Raw genomic sequence first — 20,198 nt, forward strand, 5'->3', positions numbered from 1 at the left:
CCCTCACACCATCACCGCCTGCCAGAGCCGTCGCCGCGTTCCCGGATGCAGGGCTCGCCGCCGACCGGGCCGCTGCCGCCCGTGCCCGCCGGGATCGATCGTCGACGCCCGGAGCTGTCGGATGCCGCGCTGGTGTCGCGGTCCTGGGCGATGGCCTTCGCGACATTGATCAGCCGGCTCACCGGCTTCGCCCGGGTGGTGCTGCTCGCCGCGATCCTGGGCGCCGCGTTGTCGAGCGCATTCTCGGTAGCGAATCAGCTGCCCAACCTGGTGGCGGCCCTCGTCCTGGAGGCGACGTTCACCGCGATCTTCGTGCCGGTGCTGGCGCGCGCCGAGCAGGGCGACGCCGACGGCGGCGCGGCGTTCGTCCGGCGCCTGGTCACGCTGACCACGGCGCTGCTGGTCTTCGCCACCGTGGTCTCGGTGGTGGCCGCCCCGCTGCTGGTGCGGCTGATGCTGGGCCGCGACCCGCAGGTCAACGAGCCGCTGACCGTGGCCTTCGCCTACCTGCTGCTCCCGCAGGTCCTCGCCTACGGCCTCACCTCGGTGTTCATGGCGATCCTCAACACCCGCAACGTGTTTGGGCCCACCGCGTGGGCGCCCGTGGTCAACAACGTCGTCGCGCTGGCCACCCTGGCGATCTATGCGGCCGTCCCCGGTGAGCTCTCGGTCGATCCCGTCCGGATGGGCAACACCAAGCTGCTGGTGCTCGCCATCGGCACCACGCTCGGCGTCTTCGCGCAAACCGGGATGCTGCTGATCGCGCTGCGACGACAACACGTCGACCTGCGCCCGCTGTGGGGAATCGACGAACGCCTCAAACGCTTCGGCACCATGGCCGCCGCCATGGTCCTCTACGTCCTGATCAGCCAGCTCGGACTGGTGGTCGGCAACCAAATCGCCAGCACCGCAGCGGCATCCGGGCCCGCGATCTACAACTACACCTGGATGGTCCTGATGCTGCCGTTCGGCATGATCGGGGTGACGGTGTTGACGGTGGTGATGCCGCGACTGAGCCGCAACGCGGCCGCCAACGACACCAAGGCGGTGCTCGCCGACCTGTCGCTGGCCACCCGGCTGACGTTGATCACGCTGATCCCGATCGTGGCCTTCATGACCGTCGGCGGCCCGGCGATGGGCAGCGCGCTGTTCGCCTACGGCCATTTCGGCAACGTCGACGCCGGATACCTCGGCGCCGCGATCGCGCTGTCGGCGTTCACGCTCATCCCCTACGGGCTGGTGCTCTTGCAGCTGCGGGTGTTCTACGCGCGCGAACAGCCCTGGACGCCGATCGTGATCATCCTCGTCATCACGGCCGTCAAAATCCTCGGCTCGGTGCTGGCGCCTCACCTGACCAACGACCCCAAGCTGGTGGCCGGTTTCCTGGGGTTGGCCAATGGTGTCGGTTTTCTCGCGGGTGCTCTCATCGGCTACGTGTTGCTGCGACGCGCATTGCTGCCTGGGGGCGGGCAGCTGGTCGGCGTCGGCGAGGTGCGCACGATCCTGGTGACGCTGACCGCATCCATGCTGGCCGGCTTGATCGCGCACGTGGCCGATCGGCTGTTCGGGCTGGACCGGCTGACCGACCACGGCGGCGCCGGCTCGCTGCTTCGCCTGTTCGTGCTGGCCCTCATCATGCTGCCGATCACGGCCGCGGTCATGCTCCGCGCGCAGGTCCCCGAAGCCCAGGCCGCGTTGGACGCGCTGCGGTTCCGCATCACGGGCCGAGGGCCGCGGCCCCGCAGGCCGAAGGCAGCGGATCGATCGTCTCACCGGCGCCCGGTCACGTACCCTGAGCAGAGGAATTCGTCCCCGCCTGGGGTCAATGCGGTCCAGGAGCCGATCCGGCGCAGGCCTCCGGAGCGGGCAAACCGAGCCCGGCTAGCGAAAGGACCGGAGGTGACCGACCGCCCGATGGAGAGCCCCGCATCCAGCGCCGGGCCCGGCACAGGGTCAGGGACTTCGCGGCCGGTCGCCGACGACTTCCAGCCCGACATCCCCGCCGACGAGCCGAAACGGGCAGCTCCGCGCTCGCCCGAGCCGCGCCTCTCCGACCCGGCCAACGGCGATGTCGCGGGCGAATCCCGGCGCGCCCCTTTCGATGTGCCCCGCGAGCGTGCCGCGGACGCGGGTGACGACGTCCACTTGGTGCCGGGCGCCCGGATCGCCGGCGGCCGGTATCGCTTGCTGGTGTTCCATGGCGGCGCCCCGCCGCTGCAGTTCTGGCAGGCGCTGGACACCGCGCTGGACCGGCAGGTGGCGCTGACGTTCGTCGACCCGGACGGCGCCCTGCCCGACGAAGTGCTGCAGGAGATCCTGTCCCGCACCTTGCGGCTCAGCCGCATCGACAAACCAGGCATTGCCCGCGTGCTCGACGTCGTGCACACCGGCTCGGGCGGCCTGGTGGTCTCCGAGTGGATCCGGGGTGGCTCGTTGCAGGAGGTCGCCGACACCGCACCGTCACCGGTGGGCGCCGTGCGGGCCATGCAGTCGCTGGCGGCCGCCGCCGACGCGGCCCATCGCGCCGGCGTCGCGCTGTCGATCGACCACCCCAGCCGGGTGCGGGTCAGCATCGAAGGCGACGTCGTGCTGGCCTACCCGGCGACCATGCCCGACGCCAACCCTCAAGACGACATCCGTGGCATCGGTGCCGCGCTGTATGCCCTGCTGGTCAACCGGTGGCCGTTGCGGGAGAGCGGGGTGCGCAGCGGGCTCGCGCCGGCCGAACGCGACTCGTCGGGCAATCCCGTCGAACCTATGGCCGTCGACCGCGACATCCCGTTCCAGATCTCCGCGGTCGCCGTCCGGGCGGTTCAGGAGGACGGCGGAATACGTAGCGCCTCAACGCTTTTGAACCTGCTTCAGCAGGCCACCGCGGTCGCCGACCGCACCGAGGTGCTCGGGCCGATCGACGATTCCCCTTCGCCGTCGACGGCGCTCATCTCGCCGGCTCAGGAGCAGGCGACCTTCGCGCGCCGCCGGCGCAACCTGCTCATTGGTGCGGGCGCCGGCCTGGCCGTCATCGTGGTGGCCCTGCTGGTGCTGGCGTCGGTGGTGAGCAAGATCTTCGGCAACGTCGGCGGTGGCCTCAACAAGGACGAGCTTGGACTCAACGGCCCCTCGTCGTCCACGTCGGCGCCGTCGACCACCACATCGGCCGCAGCCGGCAGCGTCGTCAAGCCCACGCGGGCAAGCGTCTACTCCCCCGACGGCGAGGTCGACAACCCGGGCACGGCCGGACAGGCGATCGACGGCGACCCCTCCACCGCCTGGGCGACCGAGGTGTACACCGACGCGGTCCCCTTCCCCAGTTTCAAGCAGGGTGAGGGTCTGATCCTGCAACTGCCCAACCCGACCGTCATCGGCCAGGTCACCATTGACACACCCAGCTCCGGGACCAAGGTTGAGATCCGCGCGGCCACCTCATCCGCGCCGGCCTCCCTCAACGACACCAAGCTGCTGGCGCAGGCCTTCACGCTCAAGCCCGGCCACAACGTCATCCCGGTCAGGGCCGGTTCGCCGACGTCGAATCTGCTGGTCTGGATCTCCACGCTGGGGACTACGGGCGGCAAGAGCCAGGCGGGCTTTTTCGAGATCACGGTCCAGGCTGCGTCTTGATCCGCGGCGCGTTCCACAGACTCACATGACCGCCTCCGAGTGAAGTGCCGCCCGATACTGGATTGGTTAATGTCCGGCCGTGGGCTTCGGGAGAAACGTCAAGCGCGACCGCAGTGACGCCGAGCTGCTGGCAGCCCACGTCGCCGGGGACCGCTACGCCTTCAGCGAGCTCTTCGTTCGCCATCAGCGCCACCTGCACCGGCTCGCCCGGCTCACCACTCGCACGCCCGAGGATGCCGAAGACGCGCTGCAAGACGCCATGCTCTCCGCCCACCGCGGCGCCGGAGCGTTCCGCCACGACGCCGCCGTCGGCAGCTGGCTGCACCGCATCGTCGTCAACGCCTGCCTGGATCGGCTGCGCCGCACGAAGGCCCACCCGACCGTTCCGCTGGAGGACGTCTACCCGGTCGCCGACCGGACGGCCCAGGTCGAGACGACGCTGGCGGTGCAGCGCGCCTTGATGCGGCTTCCCGTCGAGCAACGGGCAGCGGTCGTGGCCGTCGACATGCAGGGCTACTCGGTGGCCGACACCGCCCGACTGCTCGGCGTCGCCGAAGGCACGATCAAGAGCCGTTGCGCACGCGGCCGCGGCCGCCTCGCCGAGCTACTGGGCTACCTCAACGCCGGCACCCGCGCCACACCGGAGGGCGCCACCGGCCAGGCCTGACCCGTCACCACGCGGGCCCATCCGTGGCCATCCGTCGGCGCATGACGGACACTGGGTCCGATGAATGCGGCGGACAACGATGGGGCGGATCACCGCGACGCGGAACCAGACCCGGCGCTGACCGTCGAACTACTCGCCGATCTGCAGGCCGGCGCGCTCGACGACGAGGCGGCCGCGCGGGTCCGCCGGCAGGTCCGCACCGATCCGCACGCGGCGGGCGTGCTCGCCGCGCTGAACCGCGTCCGCCGCGACGTCGCCGCCGTGGGCGCCGACCCGGCCTGCGCGCCGGACCAACCCCCGCAGGTCGCCGACCGCATCGCCGCGGCGCTGCGATCCGCGGACCCCCCGAACGGCCGCGCCGCTCACTCCGCGCGCCCGCGCCCCCGGCCGGCCCGCATCATCGCGGCGGTCGCCGGTCTGTGCGCAGTGCTAGCCGCGATCGGCTTCGGCACCGTCGCGCTCCTGCACGCTCCCGAACCCGCGCCGAGCACCCCGGACGACGTCCAGCACATCACGCTGTCGACGGCGCCGATGGAGATCCCGCTCTCCCCCGGCGAGATCCTCGGCCTGCTTGACCGCGCTCCCGACTTCGGTTCCTCCGGGGCCGCACTCAACGACCCCGCCCGGCGCGCCTCCTGCCTCACCGGCCTCGGCTACCCGGCGGCCACACAGGTACTGGGTGCGCGGCCGGTCCAGATCAACGCCCGCCCCGGCGTCGTTCTGGTGATAGCCGGCGACAGCCCGCACGTCCTGGCTGTCTACGCCGTGTCGCCGAATTGCAGCGCCGCCGATACCGGGCTGTTGGCCAATACCCAGGTGCCCGGCCCCTAATGTGGTGCCATGGGCGGTGCCGGTGTTATCCCGAACACCCGGGAACAGCCGTGCCTGCGCTGGCGTTTATACGGGTCCAGAGACGATCGCTCGAAAGGTTTTCATGACCGCCGACACTGTGCATGACGTGATCATTATTGGTTCGGGTCCTGCGGGGTATACCGCGGCGTTGTATACGGCGCGGGCGCAGTTGGCGCCGGTGGTGTTTGAGGGGACGTCGTTTGGTGGGGCGTTGATGACGACCACTGAGGTGGAGAACTACCCGGGGTTTCGTGAGGGGATCATGGGCCCGGAGTTGATGGATCAGATGCGTGAGCAGGCCCTGCGCTTTGGGGCTGATTTGCGGATGGAGGATGTCGAATCCGTGTCGTTGGATGGTCCGATCAAGTCGGTGACCACCAGCGAGGGTGAGACGGTGCGCGGGCGGGCGGTCATTTTGGCGATGGGTGCTGCCGCCCGGTATCTGGGGGTGCCCGGCGAGCAGGAGCTGTTAGGTCGCGGGGTGTCGTCGTGTGCGACTTGTGATGGGTTCTTTTTCAAGGATCAAGACATCGCGGTGATCGGGGGTGGGGATTCGGCGATGGAGGAGGCCACGTTTTTGACCCGCTTTGCCCGCAGCGTCACCCTGGTGCACCGGCGCGAGGAATTCCGGGCCTCGCGGATCATGTTGGAGCGGGCGAGGGCCAACGAGAAGATCACGTTTGTGACCAACAAGGCGGTCGAAGCGGTCGAGGGTGCCCAGACGGTGACGGGGTTGCGGTTGCGCGACACGGTGACCGGTAAAGAGTCGACGTTGGCGGTGAGCGGGGTGTTCGTGGCCATCGGGCACGATCCGCGTTCGGAGTTGGTGCGCGAGGTGCTCGAGACCGATCCCGACGGCTATGTGCTGGTGCAGGGTCGTACCACCAGTACCTCGATTGAGGGGGTGTTTGCCGCTGGGGATCTGGTGGATCGCACCTACCGCCAAGCCGTGACCGCGGCCGGCAGCGGTTGTTCGGCCGCCATCGACGCCGAACGCTGGCTCGCCGACCACGAAGAATCCAGCGCCGCCGCCCAAGGCGACGCCACCGAATTTCCGGGCAGTACCAACACATTGATTGGAGCACCACAATGACCGATGCCGAAAAGACCGGGGCCACAATAGAAGTCTCGGACGCATCATTTTCGACCGAGGTGTTGTCCAGCAATAAGCCTGTGCTCGTTGACTTTTGGGCCACATGGTGTGGGCCCTGCAAGATGGTGGCGCCGGTACTCGAGGAGATCGCCGGCGAGCGCAGCGATCACCTCACCGTCGCCAAGCTCGACGTCGACGCCAACCCGGAAACCGCCCAGAGCTTCCAGGTGGTCTCCATCCCCACCATGATCTTGTTCAAAGACGGCCAGCCGGTGAAGCGCATTGTCGGCGCCAAGGGCAAGGCGGCACTGCTGCGCGAGCTTTCCGACGCGGTACCGGGCCTCAGCTGATCGTCATCTGAATAGGGCGCACCACACCCCGGCGCATAGCCTGGGGTTTTCTGGAATTTGCCAAGCGTCTGCGACAATACGGTGAGCTGTTGCCCATATGTGAGCATGTCAGTTTGTCCCGGAGGGCCCTTGGTATGTCGAGTCCGCGCCGCGAATACGGCGACGCGCTGCGCTGTGGTGACCGCAGCGCCGCTGTGACCGAGATCCGGGCCACGCTGGCCACATTGGGCCTGCTGGATGGCTCCGACGAGGATCTCAGTACCGGCCGGCACGTGGCCCTGGAACTTTTCGACGCCGAACTTGACCAGGCGGTTCGTGCTTTCCAACAACATCGCGGGCTGCTCGTGGACGGCATTGTCGGCGAAGCCACCTACCGCGCACTCAAGGAAGCGTCGTACCGGCTGGGCGCGCGCACGTTGTATCACCAGTTCGGTGCCCCCCTCTTCGGTGACGACGTCGCCACACTGCAGGCGCGGCTACAGGATCTCGGCTTTTACACCGGCCTGGTCGACGGCTATTTCGGGTTGCAGACGCACAACGCTTTGATGTCGTATCAGCGCGAGTACGGACTGTCCGCCGACGGTATCTGCGGCCCGGAAACGTTGCGGTCCTTGTACTTTCTGAGTTCACGCGTCACCGGCGGGTCGCCGCACGCGCTGCGCGAAGAAGAACTGGTGCGCCGCTCGGGTCCCAAGCTGTCGGGCAAGCGAATCATCATCGATCCGGGCCGCGGCGGTGCGGACCACGGCCTGATCGTGCACGGCGCGTCTGGACCGGTCAGCGAAGCAGATGTGTTGTGGGACTTGGCGAGCCGGCTCGAGGGCCGCATGACCGCGATCGGCATGGAGACCTTCCTGTCGCGGCCGGTCAACAGCAGCCCCCTGGACGCCGAACGCGCGGCGACCGCCAACAACGTCGGCGCCGACCTGATGATCAGCCTGCGCTGCGAGAATCAGCTCAGCTCCGCCGCCAACGGGGTGGCGTCCTTTCACTTCGGCAACTCCCATGGTTCGGTGTCCACCATCGGGCGCAATCTCGCCGACTTCATCCAGCGAGAAGTGGTGGCCCGCACCGGTTTACGTGACTGCCGTACGCACGGTCGGACGTGGGACCTGCTGCGCCTGACCCGAATGCCGACGGTCCAGGTCGACATCGGCTACATCACCAATCCGCGCGACCGCGCGATGCTGGTCTCCACCCAGACCCGTGACGCCATCGCCGAGGGAATCCTCGCCGCGGTCAAGCGGCTCTACCTGCTGGGCAAGAACGACCGTCCCACGGGCACATTCACTTTCGCCGAGCTACTGGCCCACGAATTGTCGGTCGAGCGCACCAGCCAGCTGGGCGGCTCGTAACCACCCGCTAACCACCCAGGGTGGTCCCCAACGCATTTCCCGCCGTCGAACCGGCGCCGACCGGCTGCTCCAGATGCGCGCTTTCCAGCAGCCGCTCCAGGGCCGCCTCGACTTCGGCCTTCCATCCCAGCCCCTTGTCGAGCTCGAGGCGCAGTCGCGGGAAGTACGTATGCGGTGCCACCACAACGAAACCCGCGTCCTTCAAGAACTCCGCGTCGATCACACAGCGGTCTACTGAGCAATCGCCGACCGCTTCCAACACCGCCCGGACATCCGGGCCCACTAATCGCGGATCCTGCAATTCCGAAGCCGCCGGGGTGCGGCCGAAGGCCTCGAGCGCTCGCACGCCGCGTCGCACCAACTCGTCGATGACCCGGGCGATCAGGCCGTGCGGCAGGTCGTCGGCGGCCGGGCCGGGTTCGATGCCCATCGACGTCAACATCACCGCGTCCGCGGACACCGGTCCGGTCGGAAATCGCTGAGCGCGCGGTACCGCGCGCGGCGGCGCGTAAAACACATAACCCAGGCACGGCGGCTCAGCCTGGCTTCGCTCGTCGGGAACCGCGGTCGCCACCTGCCCGCACGAGCCCCACTCCAGCATCACCATCGACAACCACGCTTCTTTTTCGAACTCGGGGTCGGTGAGGTGATCCTGGTTACCGAGGGTCGCCGGATCGACTTCCCAGAAGACGCACCGGCGGGCATGCTTGGGAAGCTGCTCGAAGGCCTCGAGCCGCAGCGGCGTGATTCGAGCGGACACTAGCCTCCTGCTCCTGTGCGGTACTGCAGCCATCTGCACCGACAACCCCTCCAGGATAGGAGAGGTGGTCGGGATCGGGCCAGCTTTAACCTGGCCATCCCGGTTGGCGCCGTCAAAACGCTGCCGCGGGGCGGCCGCGGGCCGCCGCCTTCCGAAAGTCATTGCTACCCATGCTGTTTCGCCAAGCCGTCACGCCGGGGCGCCGAAATCTCCCGCCGCGCCGGCCCCAGTGTCACAGTGACGTAATTACACCGTGTCCTAGATCAGGCCTTCGGCGGCGACATGACGTCGATGATTCGCTGTAGATCGTCCACCGACCCGAACTCGACGACGATCTTGCCCTTGCGTTTGCCCAGGCTGACCGTCACGCGTGTATCGAAGGCGGTCGACAGCCGATCGGCGACATCTTGCAGGCCGGGCATCTGGATCGGCTTGCGTCGCGGAGGTGTCGGGGTGCTAGCACCGGACCGGTTGGCCAGGGTGACCGCCTCCTCGGTGGCCCGCACCGACAACCCCTCCGCGACGATGCGGGTGGCCAGTTCTTCCTGGGCGTCGGGACCGGCCTCCAGGGATAGCAGTGCGCGGGCATGTCCGGCGGACAGCACCCCGGCGGCCACCCGCCGCTGCACCGCGATGGGCAGCTTGAGCAAGCGAATCATGTTGGTGATCAACGGCCGCGATCGTCCGATGCGGGCCGCGAGTTCATCGTGGGTGACACCGAACTCGTCGAGCAGCTGCTGGTAGGCGGCGGCCTCTTCCAAGGGGTTCAGCTGTACCCGGTGGATGTTTTCCAATAGGGCGTCGCGCAGCAGGTCGTCGTCGCCGGTCTCGCGCACGATCGCCGGGATCGTCGACAACCCGGCCTCCTGGGCCGCTCGCCAACGCCGCTCCCCCATCACGATCTGGTAGCGCGCACCGCTGGCCGAATCCTTGACCGCCCGCACCACGATCGGCTGCAAGAGTCCGAACTCGCGGATGGAGTGCACCAGTTCGGCCAGCGCTTCCTCGTCGAAAACCTGCCGGGGCTGACGCGGGTTGCGCTCGATGTCGGCCGGCGCGATTTCGCGGTAGACCGCTCCCATGGAAGCGGTGCCTGACGCGTCCTGCGGTGGCGGACCCCCGATCAAGACGTCCGCGGCCGCGTCGCCCATCCGGGGACCGAGGGTTGCCGGGCCGGAGTCGCCCTCGGCGGGACCGGTGGGAATCAGCGAAGCCAGCCCCCGGCCGAGGCCACCCTTTTTGCGTAACGGCTGCGTCATGGTCGTCCCTTCACGGATGGTGGTCAATCGCGCTCGGCGAGTTCGCGGCTCGCGTCGAGGTAGCTCATCGCCCCGCGGGAACCGGGGTCGTAATCGATGATGGTCATGCTGTAGCCCGGTGCCTCGGAAACCTTCACGCTGCGCGGGATCACCGTTCGTAGCACCTTGCTCCCGAAGTAGCGGCGCACCTCCTCGGCGACCTGGTCTGCCAACTTGGTGCGTCCGTCGTACATGGTCAACACCACGGTGCTCACCTCGAGCTTCGGGTTGAGGTGCGCCTTGACCATCTCGATGTTGCGCATCAACTGCGAGACACCCTCGAGGGCGTAGTACTCGCACTGGATCGGGATCATGACTTCCGGCGCGGCGACGAGCGCGTTGATGGTCAGCAGGCCGAGCGACGGCGGGCAGTCGATGAAGACGCAATCGAAGTCGAGGCTGTCGAGGTCTGCCAAAGCGTTGCGCAACCGATTCTCACGCGCAACCATGCTCACCAATTCGATCTCGGCGCCGGCCAGATCGATCGTCGCGGGGATGCAGAACAGTCGCTCGTTGTGCGGACTCTGCCGCAGGGCGTCGTGGACGGAGACCTCGCCGAGCAACACCTCGTACGACGACGGCGTCCCCGATTTGCGATCGGTGATGCCTAGCGCCGTGCTCGCGTTGCCCTGCGGGTCGAGGTCGATGACGAGAGTCTTGAGCCCTTGCAGCGCGAGGGCGGCAGCGAGATTGACCGCGGTGGTCGTCTTGCCCACACCGCCCTTTTGGTTCGCGACGGTGAAGACTCGGCGGCGAGCCGGACGGCGCAGCGGCGGGTACGTGGTGTGCAAGACCCGCATGGCCCGTTCGGCGGCGGCCCCGATCGGGGTGTCGAATTCGGCCGTTGTTTCACGTGAAACATTCGGCGGCGCCGGCGGCGACTGAGCCGCGGGGGCGTCCGCTCGCGGCGCGAGCGCCGGGTCTGCAGCGCTCTCCCCCACCCGCGAAGTCACCGGCTTGTCTGCTGGAGAAGTCATCGCGTTCGAGCCTTCCCGGTCCGTGTCGACCTGTGGTGCGGCCGCTGTCCGCGTCGCGCTGAAACTACGGTTGCGGGGGGACGCAAATAGTCCGCGCCACATGTGACCACCCTGACATCAGCGACGCCCGATGCTGCCATCACACGCCGGAACTGTTCAACTTCCTCGGACGCCCGCTCCCCCTTGATGGCCAGCATCCGACCGCCCGGGCGTAGCAACGGCATGCTCCATTTCGTCAGCTTGTCCAACGCCGCAACCGCTCGTGACACCGCCGCATCCCTCTCCCCGAACCGGCCACGCACTCCAGGTTCTTCCGCTCGGCCGCGGACCACCTCGACGGCTAACCCTAGTTCGTTGACGACCTCGTTGAGAAATTCGCTGCGGCGCAGGAGGGGCTCAAGCAATACGACTTCGAGATCGGGCCGCGCGATCGCCAGCGGTATGCCGGGCAGCCCCGCGCCGCTGCCAATATCGATGATGCGCTCGCCCGGGTCCAGCAGTTCGGCGACCGCGGCGCTGTTCAATATGTGGCGGTCCCAGATGCGGCCCACTTCTCGCGGTCCGAGCAGCCCGCGCTCCACGCCCGCGTCGGCGAGAAGCGCGGCATACCGCTCCGCGATCTCGAGCCGCGGCCCGAAGGCGGCCGTGGCCGAATCCGGAGGGGCGCCGGGGCCGGGGGTCGGGCCCGCGCTCCCACCCGCGGCTTCGGCCGGGCCGCCATGTTTCACGTGAAACATCCTCTAGTCGGCGCATGCACTTTCACCCTTCGGCAGCCCTCCGGAGCAGACGAACTACACCGCTGTAACTCTGGAGTGTCAGTCGTGCAGCACGACCACGCGGCGCGACGGCTCGACGCCCTCGCTCTCGCTGTGCACCCCGGAGACCGCGGCCACGGCGTCGTGCACGATCTTCCGCTCGAAGGGCGTCATCGGCGCCAGCTCTTCGCGCTCCCCCGAGTCCAGCACCCGCCGCGCCACCTTGTCGCCGAGCGCCGCCAACTCTTCGCGCCGACGCCGGCGCCAGCTCGCGATGTCGAGCATCAACCGGCTCCGCACGCCGGTCTTCTGGTGCACCGCCAACCGGGTCAGCTCCTGCAGCGCGTCGAGTACCTCGCCACCACGGCCGACCAACTTGTTCAAGTCGTCCCCGCCGTCGATGCTCACGACGGCCCGGCTCCCCTCGACGTCCAAGTCGATGTCGCCGTCGAAGTCCAACAGGTCCAACAACTCCTCGAGGTAGTCCCCGGCGATCTCGCCTTCGGCGACCAACCGCTCCTCCAGGTCGTCACCTTCCTCGGCGTCGCCCTGGCTGGTGTCCACGGCCGGCTCTTGCGTCTCGAGTTCCGTGTCCACGTCGCGTTCGGTGGTGTCGGCGTCTGTCATGTCTTTCTCTCCCTCATCCATGGGTCTGAGCCCGGGTGGGGCCGCCCTGCCCAGGCTCGCCCCGATAGCTTGTCCGCCGTAATCAGCGTTTGCGTTTCTTTGGCCGCGCCCCCGGGCGCGGTGTCCGATTGCTCGGCGCCTCGGTGGCTTCCGTCGCCTGCCCGTCAGCACCCTCGGCATCCGCCTCCGCGGATCCGGACACCTCTGACTCCGCGCCCGAACCGTTCCCGCCCGGCGCCGCCGCCTTCGGGTTGCGCTTCGGCTTGGCTCCCGGCGCCGGCGCGTTGGCCGCCCGGCGCGCGATCGCCTCCTGCTTCTTGGCCTCGTCCTCTTTTTCGATCATCCCGAAGACGTAGTGCTGCTGCCCGAAGGTCCAGATGTTGTTGGCGAACCAGTACAGGATGATCGCCAGCGGAAGGAACGGCCCCCCGACCACCACGCCGAGCGGAAACACATACAGCGCAAGCTTGTTCATCATCGCCGTCTGCGGGTTGGCCGCCGCCTCAGGGCTCTGCCGCGCCACCGATGCCCGGCTGTTGAAGTACGTCGCGACCCCGGCCAGGACCATCACCGGCAATCCCACGGCGATCACGGCCGGCCGGCTGAAGAAGGTGAATGCGTCCAGACCGGTGCGCTGCGTCATGAAGGCACCGATCGGAGCGCCGAACAAGTTGGCGTCCAGGAAGTGCGCCACGTCTGTCGGGGTGAACACATAGTTTCCGGTGAGCCGGTTCTCGGCCACCGACAGGTGCGGCTGCCCGAACCCGCCGGTGGTTCGGTTGAACGAACGCAACACGTGATACAGACCGATGAACACCGGGATCTGCGCCAGCATCGGCAGGCAGCCGAGAATCGGGTTGAAGCCGTGTTCGCGCTGCAGCTTCTGCATTTCGAGCGCCATGCGCTGACGGTCCTTGCCGTACTTCTTCTGCAACGCCTTGATCTGCGGCTGCAACTCCTGCATCTGCCGCGTGGTGCGGATCTGCCGCACGAAGGGCTTGTAGAGCAGAGCCCGCAGGCTGAAGACCAAGAACATCACCGACAGCGCCCAGGCGAAGAAGTTCGACGGCCCCAGCATGGAGGCGAACAACTTGTACCAAACCCACATGATCCACGAGACCGGGTAGTAGACGAAGTCGAGGCTGAAAACGTCAAAGGACAAAAGACTCACTCTCCCCTCGCGTCGCTCGGAAGGCCCAAGCGTCGCTGGCATCTTGGCAATTCCCTTGGCATTCAGGACGATCCGGTATCGGATCCCATCCGCCCTCGTGCCATGGTCCGCATTTGGCGAGTCTGGCCGCAGCCAACCAGGTCCCCCGGAACAACCCGTACTCGTTCAACGCGTCGACCGCGTACTGACTACAGGTCGGAATGAAGCGACAGGTCGCCGGACGAAGCGGCGACACCATATGCCGATAGAGCTGGATGAGGAAAATCAGTGCACGCGCGGCGGACCTTCCAACGGTGAATGCGCCCACCGGATACCGTCTCGTCACGGTGCGATTCCCGTCGCCGGGATCCGTCGCAGACAGCGCCGCAGTTCCTGTTCCAAACGGGCCGACGACGCGGTCCGGCTACTGGGCAGCGCCCGGATCACCACCCGGTCGGACTCCTGGAGTTCACCCAGAATCGTGCGGGCCACATGCCGCAGGCGGCGGGCGACGCAGTGGCGTTCCACGGCCGACCCGACGGGCTTGCCGACCACCAGTCCGACGTGCGGCGCCGTCGCGTCGCCGCGGTCGGTTTCGCGCCGGAAGTGCACGACGATGTCGGGCTGTGCCATGCGGATCCCGTGCTTCACCGTCGCGTCAAACTCAATTGACCGCGTCATGCGGTTGCGTGCGGGAAGCACCGCCGAAAGACCTGTCCCGCAATCAGGCAGATAACGCGCGGCGGCCCTTGCGGCGCCGACCGGACACGATCGCGCGTCCGGCACGGGTCCGCATCCGCAAACGGAAGCCGTGCACGCGGGCTCGGCGCCGGTTATTCGGCTGGAAGGTCCGCTTGCCCTTGGCCACGACGTTCTCCTCGTTGTTTGCCATCCGGCCGCTCAGACGGTTCGCTTCGGGCTCGTCTGCGTTCCGACCGGAGGTGGTCTTGCTGCTACTGGCCGGCGCGGTCCCCATGTGGTTCTGGGTCGCAGCCGTATCGCCGACTTTCGGGCGACTGTTTGAGGGTACTGACGAGCCTTCGCCTGGTCAAACCTGGCCTGCCGCAACGCCGCCGCGAGGACTCCGCGAAAGATTTTCCGTTCCGCTCACGCTCGCCTTCGGCGTGACTACCATAACGACCCGAAGCAAGGCCCCACTCACCCTAAATGACCCGATTGGAATGCAGCAGAACGGTTGGCAGCCGCACGGAAAACTGTTAGCTTCTGCCCAAGTCGTTTTAGACTGAAGCAGCGCTCGACAATGAAGCGAGGATGGTGGATCGTCTAGCTGCCTAGACAACCTTTTTGGGTTTTCTTCCAGCGCGGAGATCGCGAGCCGTCGCCGGTAGGTTGCGGCTCGCATACGATCACCCTGTCCACACCTGTGTATAACTATGTGGACAGCCGTTTTGTCGCCAAGCGTGAGTTGTACTTCGACCCGGGACGTTCGAGAACCAGGGAGATGCGTCGTTGACCGATGACCCCGGTTCAGGCTTTACGACAGTGTGGAACGCGGTCGTTTCCGAGCTCAACGGTGACCCCACCGCAGACGGTATGGCCGCCAACCGCACAACCCTGGTCACTCCCCTCACCCCGCAGCAACGGGCCTGGCTGAATCTCGTCCGGCCGCTGACGATCGTCGAGGGATTTGCCCTGCTGTCGGTCCCGAGCAGCTTCGTGCAAAACGAGATCGAACGTCATCTGCGGGCCCCGATCACCGACGCACTCAGCCGCCGGCTCGGACAGCAGATCCAACTGGGAGTCCGTATCGCTCCCCCACCCGACGATGTCGAGGACGCCCTGATCCCGCCGGCGGAACCGTTCCCCGGATCCGACGGCCCCTTCCCTGGCGACGACGCCGCGCTCGACACCGACGAGCCGTTCGAAAACGGCGAGACCATCGACGGCGCCCAGCCTGGCTGGCCGAATTACTTCACCGAGCGACCGCACGCCATCGACCCCGCCGTCGCCGCCGGCACGAGTCTCAATCGCCGCTACACCTTCGACACATTCGTCATCGGCGCCTCCAACCGGTTCGCCCATGCCGCGGCCCTCGCGATCGCCGAGGCCCCGGCCCGCGCCTACAACCCCCTGTTCATCTGGGGCGAGTCCGGTCTCGGGAAGACCCACCTGCTGCACGCCGCCGGTAATTACGCGCAGCGGCTGTTCCCGGGGATGCGGGTCAAGTACGTCTCCACCGAGGAATTCACCAACGACTTCATCAACTCGCTGCGCGACGACCGCAAGGTGGCCTTCAAGCGCAGCTACCGCGACGTCGACGTGCTGCTCGTCGATGACATTCAATTCATCGAGGGCAAGGAAGGTATCCAGGAAGAGTTCTTCCACACCTTCAACACGTTGCATAACGCCAACAAGCAGATCGTCATCTCCTCGGACCGGCCGCCCAAACAGCTGGCCACCCTGGAAGACCGGCTCAGAACGCGGTTCGAGTGGGGCCTGATCACCGACGTGCAACCCCCGGAGCTGGAAACCCGGATCGCCATCTTGCGCAAGAAAGCTCAGATGGAGCGGCTCGCCGTCCCCGACGACGTCCTCGAACTCATCGCCAGCAGCATCGAGCGCAACATCCGCGAACTTGAGGGCGCCCTGATCCGGGTGACGGCGTTCGCGTCGCTGAACAAGACCCCGATCGATAAGGCGCTGGCCGAGATCGTGCTTCGCGATTTGATCGCCGACGCCAGCACCATGCAGATCAGTGCGGCCACCATCATGGCCGCCACCGCCGAATACTTCGACACCACCGTGGAAGAACTCCGGGGCCCGGGCAAGACGCGGGCACTGGCCCAGTCACGCCAGATCGCGATGTATTTGTGCCGTGAGCTCACCGACCTGTCGCTGCCCAAGATCGGACAGGCCTTCGGCCGCGACCACACCACGGTGATGTACGCGCAGCGCAAGATTTTGTCCGAGATGGCCGAGCGCCGTGAGGTTTTTGATCACGTCAAGGAGCTCACCACTCGCATCCGGCAGCGCTCCAAGCGCTGAATCACGGGTTCTCGGCGCCCGTGCGCGTGATTTTTTCGAGAAACTTCTCACCCGTCCGTCACATCCGCCACACCCAGGGCATGTGCGCAGCCTTGTGCACACAGCACTCAAACACCGGTGCAATACCGGGCGTCCCGTGCACACCTGTCGTTCGTCCCCACCGGACCAACACATGACTCACAGGCGCCCAGGCGACGATCCACATCCCGATCGTCGCCCTAGCTGCGCCGGGATGGCGCTGTCCCCAGAATGCACAGGCCTTAATACTGTTATTGAGATCTCTTCATCGGTTCTTCTTTGAAATACAGGCTTGGGGACGCTCGCTCCACACCCGTCGTCGACACCGTCGTCAGATCGTTTTGTCGGCCTTTGCGATTAGCTTTCAAGATGGCCCCGGAGGATCTACGGTTGTTCTTCGACTGCCGTTACGGTCGTCGTCGGCGCATCGCGTCACCGGCGTTCGTGGCGGGGCCCCGTGCTAGCGGGGAGAGGCTAGCCACAAATGGATTCGATGGATTCGAAAACGCTGAAGGTGAAGGGACGCTATGGACGCGGCGACGACAACGGCTGGCCTCAGCGACTTGAAGTTTCGTTTGGTGCGGGAGTCATTCGCCGACGCGGTGTCGTGGGTGGCGAAGAACCTGCCCTCTCGACCCGCGGTGCCCGTGCTGTCCGGTGTGCTGCTGTCCGGGACCGATGACGGCCTGACCATCTCGGGATTCGATTACGAAGTGTCCGCGGAAGCGCAGGTGGCAGCCGAAATCGCTTCTCCGGGAAGCGTTTTGGTGTCCGGGCGGCTGTTGTCAGACATCGTTCGCGCGCTGCCGAACAAGCCGATCGACTTCTACGTCGACGGCAATCGGGTGGCACTGAACTGCGGGAACGCCAGATTTTCGTTGCCGACGATGGCCGTCGAGGACTACCCGACGCTGCCGGCCCTGCCCGACGAAACCGGGACGCTGCCCGCCGACCTGTTCGCCGAGGCGATCAGCCAGGTGGCCATCGCGGCCGGCCGTGACGACACGCTGCCCATGCTGACCGGGATCCGGGTTGAGATTTCGGGCGACACGGTGGTCCTGGCCGCCACCGACCGGTTCCGGCTCGCGGTTCGCGAGTTGACCTGGTCGGCGGCCTCACCGGACATCGAAGCCGCGGTCCTCGTACCCGCCAAGACGCTGGCCGAGGCGGCCCGAGCCGGCACCGACGGTTCCGAGGTTCGGTTGTCGCTGGGTGCGGGTGCCGGCGTCGGAAAAGACGGCTTGCTCGGCATCAGCGGCAACGGCAAGCGCAGCACCACGCGCCTGCTCGACGCGGAATTCCCGAAGTTTCGCCAGCTGCTGCCGGCCGAGCACACGGCCGTCGCGACGATCAACGTGTCGGAGTTGACGGAGGCTATCAAGTTGGTCGCGCTGGTCGCCGACCGCGGTGCGCAGGTGCGGATGGAATTCAGCGAGGGATCGCTGCGGTTGTCGGCGGGAGCCGACGACGTCGGCCGGGCCGAAGAAGACCTGGCGATCGATTTTGCCGGCGAACCGCTGACGATCGCCTTCAACCCGACTTACTTGACCGACGGATTGGGATCGGTTCACTCCGAGCGGGTGTCGTTCGGTTTCACCACTCCGGGCAAGCCCGCGTTGCTGCGCCCGGCACTGGACGATGACAGCCACCCGACGGGGCCGGGACCCTTCAGCGCCCTGCCGACCGATTACGTCTACCTGTTGATGCCTGTCCGGTTGCCTGGCTAGGTGTACGTCCGGCATTTAGGACTGCGCGACTTCCGGTCCTGGGCACACGCCGACCTCGAGTTGCAACCCGGTCGGACGGTCTTCATCGGTTCCAATGGGTTCGGCAAGACTAATCTTCTTGAGGCGCTGTGGTATTCGAGCACCTTGGGGTCACACAGAGTGGGGACCGACGCGCCGTTGATCCGGGCCGGAGCCGCCCGGGCGGTGGTCTCGACCATCGTGGTCAACGACGGCAGGGAATGCGCGGTCGACCTGGAAATCGCTGCAGGGCGGGCGAATAAGGCACGGCTGAATCGTTCGCCGGTGCGCAGCACCCGGGAGATCATCGGCGTGCTGCGGGCGGTGCTGTTTGCTCCCGAGGATTTGGCGCTGGTGCGCGGCGACCCGTCGGAGCGAAGGCGCTATCTCGACGACCTGGCGACGGTGCGCCGCCCGGCGGTGGCGGCGGTGCGCGCCGACTACGAAAAAGTTCTGCGGCAACGGACCGCGCTCTTGAAATCCGTGTCCGGGGCGCGGTACCGGGGCGACCAAAGCGCGCTGGATACGCTCGATGTCTGGGACAGTCGCCTGGCCGAGCACGGTGCCCAATTGATGGCCGCCCGTATCGATTTGGTGAACCAACTGGCGCCAGAGGTCGAGAAGGCCTATCAGCTGCTGGCCCCGGGATCGCGGGCTGCATCGATCAGCTACCGCTCCAGTCTGGGTGCCGACGCCGCGGCGGATATCGCCGGCGGTGACCGGGAATTCCTGGAATCCGCCCTGTTGGCGGCGTTGTCGGCGCGGCGCGATGCGGAGTTGGAGCGCGGCATGTGTCTGGTCGGTCCGCACCGTGACGACCTGGAACTGTGGCTCGGTGATCAGCCGGCGAAAGGCTTTGCCAGTCACGGGGAGTCGTGGTCGTTTGCGTTGGCGCTGCGGCTCGCCGCTTACGAGTTGCTGCGTGCCGACGAAAGCGACCCCGTGTTGTTGCTCGACGACGTCTTCGCCGAACTGGACGCGGCGCGACGCCGCGCGCTGGCCACGGTGGCCGAATCGGCCGAGCAGGTCCTGGTCACTGCCGCCGTCGTCGAGGACATCCCGACGGGTTGGGACGTTCGACGGGTCTATGTGGACTTGCGTGACGGTGATTCCGGCCGGGTATCGGAGATGCGCCCATGACCGGAACGGGAGAAGGTCCGGGTCCCGAGTCCGGCGGAGGCTCCAGCGAGCTGAGCGGGATCGACTTGGTCAGACGCACGCTCGAGGAAGCCCGGGCGGCGGCGCGGGCTCAGGGGAAAGACGCCGGCCGCGGTCGCGCGGTGTCGCCTTTTCCCCGCCGGGTGGCGGGCCAGCGGCGCAGCTGGTCGGGGCCGGGGCCCGACGTTCGTGACCCGCAACCGCTGGGCAGATTGGCGCGTGACCTCGCCAAAAAGCGGGGTTGGTCCGCGCAGGTCGCCGAGGGCACCGTGCTGGGCAACTGGACATCGGTGGTCGGCCACCAGATCGCCGACCATGCGGTCCCGACCGCCCTCAGCGACGGTGTGCTGAGCGTCGCCGCCGAATCGACGGCGTGGGCCACCCAGTTGCGGATGATCCAGGCACAGTTGTTGGCCAAGATCGCGGCGGCTGTCGGCAACGGGGTGGTGACGTCGTTGAAAATCACCGGTCCGGCCGCGCCGTCGTGGCGCAAGGGGCCGCGCCACATCGCCGGGAGAGGGCCACGCGACACCTACGGTTAGCGTGTTCGGGGGCACCTTTTGATCCTCGGGCGAGGTTTTATCCACAGGCCGCTCAAATCGGCCACAATGACGCAGACACCCTTGATGCACGTCGGGACGCGGCCAGAATAGAAAAATCGTCCGCACGGCGCAGTTAGCCAGGTAGAAACGCGGCCAGAAAATCGGTGCGGACCGCTCATCACGCTAGACTGGCCATATGCGATTGTTGCGGTGACTGGAACCGCCCG

Annotated in this window: 19 protein-coding genes; 10 read left to right on the top strand and 9 right to left on the bottom strand. The window is 67.0% G+C overall.

Features of this window, described 5'->3' with window-relative positions; all coding sequences use genetic code 11:
• The first annotated feature begins 45 nt into the window (after nucleotides 1-45).
• The 6 genes from ACZ50Z_RS22345 to ACZ50Z_RS22370 all read left to right on the top strand — a co-directional run bounded on the left by ACZ50Z_RS22345 (nucleotide 46) and on the right by ACZ50Z_RS22370 (nucleotide 7,935).
• Entirely contained in the window at nucleotides 46-3,618 is a 3,573-nt protein-coding gene (locus ACZ50Z_RS22345) for a lipid II flippase MurJ (protein WP_464486356.1), read from the top strand.
• Between the two features lie 79 nt (nucleotides 3,619-3,697).
• Nucleotides 3,698-4,285 (top strand): RNA polymerase sigma factor SigM, encoded by a 588-nt coding sequence (gene sigM / locus ACZ50Z_RS22350; RefSeq protein WP_464485514.1) that lies wholly within the window; start codon nucleotides 3,698-3,700, stop codon nucleotides 4,283-4,285.
• A gap of 60 nt (nucleotides 4,286-4,345) precedes the next feature.
• Nucleotides 4,346-5,116: a hypothetical protein gene (locus tag ACZ50Z_RS22355; RefSeq protein WP_464485515.1), complete on the top strand. Its 771-nt coding sequence runs from the start codon at nucleotides 4,346-4,348 to the stop codon at nucleotides 5,114-5,116.
• A 103-nt stretch (nucleotides 5,117-5,219) separates the two neighbouring features.
• Complete coding sequence (gene trxB / locus ACZ50Z_RS22360; protein WP_464485516.1) at nucleotides 5,220-6,230, top strand: thioredoxin-disulfide reductase; 1,011 nt, start codon at nucleotides 5,220-5,222, stop codon at nucleotides 6,228-6,230.
• Nucleotides 6,227-6,580 (top strand): thioredoxin, encoded by a 354-nt coding sequence (trxA, locus tag ACZ50Z_RS22365; protein WP_464485517.1) that lies wholly within the window; start codon nucleotides 6,227-6,229, stop codon nucleotides 6,578-6,580. Before trxB ends, trxA begins: the two co-directional genes overlap by 4 nt.
• A gap of 134 nt (nucleotides 6,581-6,714) precedes the next feature.
• Nucleotides 6,715-7,935: an N-acetylmuramoyl-L-alanine amidase gene (locus ACZ50Z_RS22370; RefSeq protein WP_464485518.1), complete on the top strand. Its 1,221-nt coding sequence runs from the start codon at nucleotides 6,715-6,717 to the stop codon at nucleotides 7,933-7,935.
• A gap of 7 nt (nucleotides 7,936-7,942) precedes the next feature.
• On the opposite strand, the gene ACZ50Z_RS22375 is transcribed toward ACZ50Z_RS22370, so the two are convergent.
• From ACZ50Z_RS22375 to rpmH, 9 genes are all read right to left on the bottom strand, one after another.
• A complete protein-coding gene (locus tag ACZ50Z_RS22375) occupies nucleotides 7,943-8,695 on the bottom strand; it encodes an acetyltransferase (protein ID WP_464485519.1) in 753 nt (250 codons plus the stop codon).
• A 263-nt stretch (nucleotides 8,696-8,958) separates the two neighbouring features.
• Complete coding sequence (locus tag ACZ50Z_RS22380; RefSeq protein ID WP_464485520.1) at nucleotides 8,959-9,954, bottom strand: ParB/RepB/Spo0J family partition protein; 996 nt, start codon at nucleotides 9,952-9,954, stop codon at nucleotides 8,959-8,961.
• A 23-nt stretch (nucleotides 9,955-9,977) separates the two neighbouring features.
• Nucleotides 9,978-10,970 carry a ParA family protein gene (locus tag ACZ50Z_RS22385; protein WP_464485521.1) on the bottom strand — a complete coding sequence of 331 codons (993 nt, stop codon included), beginning with the start codon at nucleotides 10,968-10,970 and terminating at the stop codon, nucleotides 9,978-9,980.
• Nucleotides 10,967-11,707 (bottom strand): 16S rRNA (guanine(527)-N(7))-methyltransferase RsmG, encoded by a 741-nt coding sequence (rsmG, locus tag ACZ50Z_RS22390; RefSeq protein WP_464485522.1) that lies wholly within the window; start codon nucleotides 11,705-11,707, stop codon nucleotides 10,967-10,969. Before rsmG ends, ACZ50Z_RS22385 begins: the two co-directional genes overlap by 4 nt.
• A 78-nt stretch (nucleotides 11,708-11,785) precedes the next feature.
• A complete protein-coding gene (locus tag ACZ50Z_RS22395) occupies nucleotides 11,786-12,352 on the bottom strand; it encodes a Jag family protein (protein ID WP_464485523.1) in 567 nt (188 codons plus the stop codon).
• Between the two features lie 82 nt (nucleotides 12,353-12,434).
• On the bottom strand, nucleotides 12,435-13,523 hold the full coding sequence (yidC, locus tag ACZ50Z_RS22400; protein ID WP_464485524.1) for a membrane protein insertase YidC: 1,089 nt from the start codon (nucleotides 13,521-13,523) through the stop codon (nucleotides 12,435-12,437).
• Nucleotides 13,504-13,848: a membrane protein insertion efficiency factor YidD gene (yidD, locus tag ACZ50Z_RS22405; protein WP_464485525.1), complete on the bottom strand. Its 345-nt coding sequence runs from the start codon at nucleotides 13,846-13,848 to the stop codon at nucleotides 13,504-13,506. Before yidD ends, yidC begins: the two co-directional genes overlap by 20 nt.
• Nucleotides 13,845-14,204, bottom strand: a complete 360-nt coding sequence (gene rnpA, locus ACZ50Z_RS22410; RefSeq protein ID WP_464485526.1) for a ribonuclease P protein component — start codon at nucleotides 14,202-14,204, stop codon at nucleotides 13,845-13,847. Before rnpA ends, yidD begins: the two co-directional genes overlap by 4 nt.
• A gap of 22 nt (nucleotides 14,205-14,226) precedes the next feature.
• Entirely contained in the window at nucleotides 14,227-14,370 is a 144-nt protein-coding gene (rpmH, locus tag ACZ50Z_RS22415; protein ID WP_003874369.1) for a 50S ribosomal protein L34, read from the bottom strand.
• Nucleotides 14,371-14,972: 602 nt separating this feature from the next.
• On the opposite strand from rpmH, the gene dnaA reads away from it, so the two are divergent.
• From dnaA to ACZ50Z_RS22435, 4 genes are all read left to right on the top strand, one after another.
• Nucleotides 14,973-16,508 carry a chromosomal replication initiator protein DnaA gene (gene dnaA, locus ACZ50Z_RS22420; RefSeq protein ID WP_464485527.1) on the top strand — a complete coding sequence of 512 codons (1,536 nt, stop codon included), beginning with the start codon at nucleotides 14,973-14,975 and terminating at the stop codon, nucleotides 16,506-16,508.
• A gap of 545 nt (nucleotides 16,509-17,053) precedes the next feature.
• Nucleotides 17,054-18,253, top strand: a complete 1,200-nt coding sequence (dnaN, locus tag ACZ50Z_RS22425; protein ID WP_464485528.1) for a DNA polymerase III subunit beta — start codon at nucleotides 17,054-17,056, stop codon at nucleotides 18,251-18,253.
• Nucleotides 18,254-19,411, top strand: coding sequence for a DNA replication/repair protein RecF (gene recF / locus ACZ50Z_RS22430; protein WP_464485529.1), 1,158 nt, complete (start codon nucleotides 18,254-18,256; stop codon nucleotides 19,409-19,411).
• The gene (locus ACZ50Z_RS22435; protein ID WP_464485530.1) at nucleotides 19,408-19,971 is read left to right on the top strand and encodes a DUF721 family protein; all 564 of its coding nucleotides are present in this window, start codon (nucleotides 19,408-19,410) and stop codon (nucleotides 19,969-19,971) included. Before recF ends, ACZ50Z_RS22435 begins: the two co-directional genes overlap by 4 nt.
• The last annotated feature ends 227 nt before the right edge of the window (nucleotides 19,972-20,198 follow it).

It is taken from the genome of Mycobacterium sp. NTMscope_MAC_269, assembly GCF_976985695.1.

Coding starts and splice junctions, on each gene's coding strand:
- ACZ50Z_RS22345 (WP_464486356.1), top strand. CDS start 46: ATGCAGGGCTCGCCGCCGACCGGGCCGCTGCCGCCCGTGCCCGCCGGG.
- ACZ50Z_RS22355 (WP_464485515.1), top strand. CDS start 4,346: ATGAATGCGGCGGACAACGATGGGGCGGATCACCGCGACGCGGAACCA.
- trxB (WP_464485516.1), top strand. CDS start 5,220: ATGACCGCCGACACTGTGCATGACGTGATCATTATTGGTTCGGGTCCT.
- trxA (WP_464485517.1), top strand. CDS start 6,227: ATGACCGATGCCGAAAAGACCGGGGCCACAATAGAAGTCTCGGACGCA.
- ACZ50Z_RS22370 (WP_464485518.1), top strand. CDS start 6,715: ATGTCGAGTCCGCGCCGCGAATACGGCGACGCGCTGCGCTGTGGTGAC.
- ACZ50Z_RS22380 (WP_464485520.1), bottom strand. CDS start 9,954: ATGACGCAGCCGTTACGCAAAAAGGGTGGCCTCGGCCGGGGGCTGGCT.
- ACZ50Z_RS22385 (WP_464485521.1), bottom strand. CDS start 10,970: ATGACTTCTCCAGCAGACAAGCCGGTGACTTCGCGGGTGGGGGAGAGC.
- rsmG (WP_464485522.1), bottom strand. CDS start 11,707: ATGTTTCACGTGAAACATGGCGGCCCGGCCGAAGCCGCGGGTGGGAGC.
- ACZ50Z_RS22395 (WP_464485523.1), bottom strand. CDS start 12,352: ATGACAGACGCCGACACCACCGAACGCGACGTGGACACGGAACTCGAG.
- dnaN (WP_464485528.1), top strand. CDS start 17,054: ATGGACGCGGCGACGACAACGGCTGGCCTCAGCGACTTGAAGTTTCGT.
- ACZ50Z_RS22435 (WP_464485530.1), top strand. CDS start 19,408: ATGACCGGAACGGGAGAAGGTCCGGGTCCCGAGTCCGGCGGAGGCTCC.